General features: G+C 66.7%; 5 protein-coding genes. 2 read left to right on the top strand and 3 right to left on the bottom strand.

What is annotated here, in order from left to right:
- Positions 1–140: 140 nt before the first annotated feature.
- Genes BGN95_RS20970 through BGN95_RS20960 form a run of 3 tightly spaced genes read right to left on the bottom strand, consistent with a single transcriptional unit; the run spans position 141 to position 3526 of the window.
- The gene (locus BGN95_RS20970) at positions 141–593 is read right to left on the bottom strand and encodes a hypothetical protein (RefSeq protein ID WP_286773893.1); all 453 of its coding nucleotides are present in this window, start codon (positions 591–593) and stop codon (positions 141–143) included.
- A 19-nt stretch (positions 594–612) separates the two neighbouring features.
- Complete coding sequence (locus BGN95_RS20965; protein ID WP_179513478.1) at positions 613–1629, bottom strand: 2-oxoacid:ferredoxin oxidoreductase subunit beta; 1017 nt, start codon at positions 1627–1629, stop codon at positions 613–615.
- Positions 1630–1657: 28 nt separating this feature from the next.
- Positions 1658–3526: a 2-oxoacid:acceptor oxidoreductase subunit alpha gene (locus BGN95_RS20960; RefSeq protein WP_265269283.1), complete on the bottom strand. Its 1869-nt coding sequence runs from the start codon at positions 3524–3526 to the stop codon at positions 1658–1660.
- 183 nt (positions 3527–3709) lie between these two features.
- On the opposite strand from BGN95_RS20960, the gene BGN95_RS20955 reads away from it, so the two are divergent.
- Both BGN95_RS20955 and BGN95_RS20950 read left to right on the top strand, forming a co-directional pair.
- Positions 3710–4666, top strand: coding sequence for an alpha/beta hydrolase (locus BGN95_RS20955; protein WP_286773892.1), 957 nt, complete (start codon positions 3710–3712; stop codon positions 4664–4666).
- A gap of 140 nt (positions 4667–4806) precedes the next feature.
- Positions 4807–5286, top strand: coding sequence for an RNA pyrophosphohydrolase (locus BGN95_RS20950; protein WP_265269354.1), 480 nt, complete (start codon positions 4807–4809; stop codon positions 5284–5286).
- Positions 5287–5377 lie beyond the last annotated feature (91 nt).

Raw genomic sequence — 5377 nt, 5'->3', positions numbered from 1 at the left:
CTCAAAACCGGCCATGGATACCTCGACCCGCTTGATCAACATCACAGATGCTCCCTTGTTCAAGGGAGGGGAGTGAAAACGATCGGCGCCGGGGGTATCCGAACCCGATCCTCCCAGCGTCCGCTGGGATGACGGGTTACTTACCGCTTGGTCTTCGGCTTGGCCGCCGGCGCGGCGGGGGCCGCCTGCTTGGCCGGCGTCGAGGTCGCGAGTTGCGCCAGCACGACGCGGTCGGCGGGGGAGAGCCCGCGCATCTGCTCGTTGGCGACCGCGATCGCCTCGCGCTGAAGCGCCGCCACCGCCTCGCCGCGCGCGGTGTTGGCGGCGACGAAGCCCTCGGCATCGATCGGGCGCTTGGTCAGCGCGGCCTGGATATTGCTCTGCGCGGCCTGACCGCGCTCGGCGATCTCGCGCAGCGCGGGGCCGTGCTTCTTCTCGGTATCGATCATCATGTCGATCCCGGCCTGCGACATGCCGCGCGACGCGAGCGCGGCGCGCGTGCGCTGTTCCGCGCTCTGCTGCGGGGCGGCGGTCGCCGCGGGAGCGGCGGGCGCAGCGGCCTGCAACGCGGTGGCGACAATCAGTGCGAACATCTTCGAAGCCCCTCGGCTGTTATTCTACGGTCCAGGTCTGCCCCTTGCCGAGCAGCTTCTGGAGGTTGGCGACCTTGCCTTCGCTGGCCCTGGCGTTCTGCGCCACGACCGCGCTTTCGAAGGTCGGCGCCGGATCGTCGAAGATCACACCGAGCGCGACAGGGAAAGCCCCCGTCGGCATCTCGACCAACATATGCGCCAGACCGCGGTTGGTCTGATCGTGGACGATGACGCTGGCGCCCTGCCAGTCGCCGTCGGTCACCTCGACCACCTTGAGCACCAGCCGGTCGGTATCCATCGCCAGCCCCTTGGTGCCATTGTCGAACAGCAGCGGCTTGCCATGCTCGACCCAGAGCTGGTTCGGCGCGGCATTGGGCTTGGCCGTGAACGGCGCGAACACATCGTCGTTATAGACGATGCAATTCTGGAAGATCTCGACGAAGCCGGTACCCTTGTGGGCATAGGCCGCCTTGAGCACCGTCGGCAGATTCTTGTGAACGTCGATCCCGCGCCCGACGAAGCGCGCGCCCGAGCCGAGCGCGAAGGCGCAGGGGTTGGCCGGGCGATCGACCGAGCCGAACGGGGTCGAGGGCGATTGCGTGCCGACGCGGCTGGTCGGCGAATATTGCCCCTTGGTCAGCCCGTAGATCTCGTTGTTGAACAAAAGCACCTGGCAATCGAGGTTGCGGCGGATGAGGTGCATCGTGTGATTGCCGCCGATCGACAGCGCATCGCCGTCACCGGTGATGATCCACACGTCGAGCTCGGGATTGGCGAGCTTCACCCCCGTCGCAACCGCCGGCGCGCGGCCGTGGATCGTGTGGAACCCGTAGGTTTCCATATAATAAGGGAAGCGCGACGAGCAGCCGATGCCGCTGACGAACACGGTGTTTTCGGGGCGCGCGCCGATTTCGGGCATCGTGCGCTGCACCGCCTTCAGGATCGCATAATCGCCGCAGCCCGGGCACCAGCGGACTTCCTGATCCGACTCCCAATCCTTGGGGGTCGATTTGGCGATGGTGGTCATCTCGTTCATTGTCTTGATCCTTCGATCCCGTCCGCGCTCAGGCCAAAGCCTGGTCGATCGCCGCTTCGATCTCGGCGATGCGGAAGGGTTGGCCGGACACTTTGTTGAGCGGCTTGGCGTCGACCAGATATTGGTCGCGCAGCACCGTCTTGAGCTGCCCGGTATTCATTTCCGGCACGAGGATGCGCTCATAGCCCTTGAGCAACGTGCCGAGATTGGCCGGCATCGGCCAGATGTGGCGCAGGTGGATATGCGCCACGTCGAGCCCGCGGCGCCGTGCACGGCGCACCGCCTGGTGGATCGGCCCGAAGGTCGAACCCCAGCCGACCACCGCGAGCTTGCCCGAGGTCTCGCCGACCTCGACCTGCTGGTCGGGGACCTTGATCCCCGCCACCTTGTCGCGGCGCGCCTCGGTCATCAATTGGTGGTTGGCGGGCGAGTAATCGATGTTGCCGGTGCCCGCGGCCTTCTCGATCCCGCCGATGCGGTGGAGCAGCCCCGGCGTCCCCGGCTTGACCCACGGCCGCGCGCCCTTTTCGTCGCGCGCATAGGCAAGGAAGCCCGTCGCCGGCGCTTCTTCGAGGAATTTCACCGGGAAGGGTTCGTAGGCGCTGGTGTCGGGCACCTTCCACGGCTCGGCGGCATTGGCGATATAGCCGTCGGTGAGCAGCATCACCGGGGTCATATATTGCGTCGCGATGCGGCACGCCTCGATCGCCACGTCGAAGCAATCGGCGGCCGAGCGCGCCGCGATCACCGGCATCGGCGCATCGCCGTTGCGGCCGTAGACCGCCTGATAGAGATCCGATTGCTCGGTCTTGGTGGGAAGGCCGGTCGACGGCCCGCCGCGCTGCGAATTGACCACCACCAGCGGCAGTTCGGTCATGATCGCGAGCCCGATCGCCTCGCCCTTGAGCGCGATCCCCGGCCCCGACGACGAGGTGACGCCGAGCTGCCCGGCATAGGATGCGCCGATCGCGCTGGCGATCGCGGCGATCTCGTCCTCCGCCTGGAAGGTGGTGACGCCGAATTCCTTGAGCCGCGACAGATGGTGCAGGATCGCCGATGCCGGGGTGATCGGATAGCCGCCGAAGAACATCGGCAGGCTGGCGAGCTGCGCGCCCGCGACGAGCCCGAGGCTGATCGATTCAGCGCCGGTGATCGTGCGGTACAGGCCCGGCTCGGCCGGCGCCGCGGGCACATGATGCTGCTTCATCGGCCCGGCGAGTTCGGCGGTCTCGCCATAGGCATGGCCGGCGTTGAGCGCGGCGATATTGGCATCGGCGAGTTCGGGCGCCTTGGCGAACTTGGCCTTGAGCCAGTCGATCAGCGGCTGGCGATCGCGGTCGAACATCCACAGCGCGAGCCCGAGCGTCCACATGTTCTTGCAGCGCAGCGCTTCCTTGTTGCCAAGGCCGAACGGCTTCACCGCATCGAGCGTGAGCTGCGAGATGTTGAGCTTCATCAGCTGCCACGGCGCGAGGCTGCCGTCCTCGAGCGGATTGGCGTCGTATTTCGCCTTGGCAAGGTTGCGCTCGCTGAACTCGCCCTCGTCGGCGATGATGAGGCCGCCCTTCTTCAGAGACCCAAGGTTGGTCTTGAGCGCCGCCGGGTTCATCGCGACGAGCACGTCGGGCTCGTCGCCCGCAGTATCGATCTCGCTCGACCCGAAATTGATCTGGAACGCCGAGACGCCGAACAGCGTGCCCTGCGGCGCGCGGATTTCGGCCGGGAAATCGGGGAAGGTCGCAAGGTCGTTGCCGGCCAGCGCGGTGGAGAGCGTGAATTGCCCCCCGGTCAATTGCATCCCGTCGCCCGAGTCGCCGGCAAAGCGGACGACGACCGACTCAGCGGGGGGACGATCGGATGTTTCTTCAGGGGGCAGTTGGTGGACGGCGGTCGCCATGCGGCAATTTCCTGTCGGACTTCGGTTTCGCGTGCGGAGGGCCTTTACGCCCTCATTTCTCCATGATCCAACGTAGAATGATATGGCGGCATGACAAGACGCGCTATCGGCGCATGTGGACGCAGCACATCTTATGCTGCAGGATCGCGTTGCAAAAACGAACCTGAATGGAGAGACGACGCGATGACCACCACCGGCCCCTATGTCCGCCCGGACGTGCGCGCCTTTCTCGATTATCTCAACAACGTACCGGGGCCGAAGATGCACGAGCAGCAGCCGGCCGAGGCGCGCGCCGTTTATCTGGCGATGAAGGACATCGCCGATCCGCCGGTCGGCGAACTGGCGGTGATCAAGGATCTCGCGATCCCCGGCCCCGGCGGGACGATCAGGGCGCGGCTATTCGACGCGCGCGCGACGCGTGGGCCGGGGCCGGTGGTGGTATTCTACCACGGCGGCGGCTTCGTGATCGGCGATATCGACACGCATGCGAGCTTCACCGCCGAAATGGCGCGCCAGCTCGATCTGCCGGTGGTGTCGATCGACTATCGCCTCGCCCCCGAGGCGCCGTGGCCCGCCGCGCCCGACGATTGCGAGGCGGCGGCGCGCTGGATCGCCGGCAACCCGGCAGACCTCGGACGCGAGGCGACCGGGCTGGTGCTCGCGGGGGACAGCGCGGGCGGCAATCTGACGATCGTCACCGCGATGACCTTGCGCGACGCCCCCGCCGCGGTGCCGGTGATCGTCCAGGCGCCGATCTATCCGGCGGCGGACATGAGCAAGGAATATCCCTCGTTCAACGATTTCGCCGACGGCTATCTGCTGACCCGCGACGGGATGATCTGGTTCGGCGACCATTATGCGGCCGATGTGCTGCATGTGAAGGGCTCGCCGCTGGCGGGCGACCTCGTCGGGCTGCCGCCGGCGGTGATCGTCACCGCCAGCCTCGATCCGATCCGCGATCAGGGCCGCGCTTATGCCGCCGCGCTGGCGCTCGCCGGGGTGCCGGTGACGCTGCGCGAGGCGAAGGGCAATATCCACGGCTTCGTCACGCTGCGCCAGGCGATCCCTTCTGCGGCTGCCGATGTCGCGGGCTATCTCGCGGTGCTGAAACAGGCGATCGGAGAAGCGCGCGCGGCGTAACTCTTCATCCCGAGCCCTGTGTCCCCGCGAAGGCGGGGACACAGGCTGGGCTTCCGCCTTCGCGGGAGCACGAAAGGGGCGTGGTGGCGCCCGTTGAGGGCTGGTCGCATCGCATCGCATCGGATAGCGGTTGCTGCGTCATGACCAGCCCTTCCTCCCTCCCCTATCGCCCGTGCGCCGGCGCGATGATGATCAACCGCGAGCGCCGCGTGTTCGTCGGGCAGCGGATCGATAATGTGCTCGAGGCGTGGCAGATGCCGCAGGGGGGGATCGATCCCGGTGAGGATGCGCGCGCCGCCGCGATCCGCGAGCTGGGCGAGGAAACCGGCGTCGCCCCCGAGCATCTCGAATTCGTCGCCGAGGCGCCCGAGGAGCTGACCTACGATCTGCCCCCCGAACTGATCGGCAAGGTGTGGAAGGGCAAATATCGCGGCCAGCGCCAGCGCTGGTTCCTGTTCCGCTTCACCGGTGCGGACAGTGACATCGACATCGCCACCCCGCATCCCGAATTCCGCGCGTGGCGCTGGGCCGATCCCGCCGACCTGCCCGAGATGATCGTGCCGTTCAAACGCGCGCTCTATGAACAGATATTGCATGCCTTCGCCGATCACCTCGGCTGAGCAACAACCCACCGCGACCCCGCCGATCCACTCGCAAAATCGCCACAAACAACGTTAGTATTCCCCCGATGCGCGCGCCCCTATTTGCCCT

The organism is Sphingomonas sp. 66-10 (genome assembly GCF_001897045.1).
Lineage (GTDB): Bacteria > Pseudomonadota > Alphaproteobacteria > Sphingomonadales > Sphingomonadaceae > Sphingomonas > Sphingomonas lycopersici.
Note: the sequence above shows the minus strand (reverse complement) of the source record. Positions and strands in the feature narration are given on the sequence as shown.

Bases quoted from the DNA above. Each gene is read 5' to 3' on its own strand.
- BGN95_RS20955 (WP_286773892.1), top strand. From the start codon at position 3,710: ATGACCACCACCGGCCCCTATGTCCGCCCGGACGTGCGCGCCTTTCTC.
- BGN95_RS20950 (WP_265269354.1), top strand. From the start codon at position 4,807: ATGACCAGCCCTTCCTCCCTCCCCTATCGCCCGTGCGCCGGCGCGATG.
- BGN95_RS20965 (WP_179513478.1), bottom strand. From the start codon at position 1,629: ATGAACGAGATGACCACCATCGCCAAATCGACCCCCAAGGATTGGGAG.
- BGN95_RS20960 (WP_265269283.1), bottom strand. From the start codon at position 3,526: ATGGCGACCGCCGTCCACCAACTGCCCCCTGAAGAAACATCCGATCGT.
- BGN95_RS20970 (WP_286773893.1), bottom strand. From the start codon at position 593: ATGTTCGCACTGATTGTCGCCACCGCGTTGCAGGCCGCTGCGCCCGCC.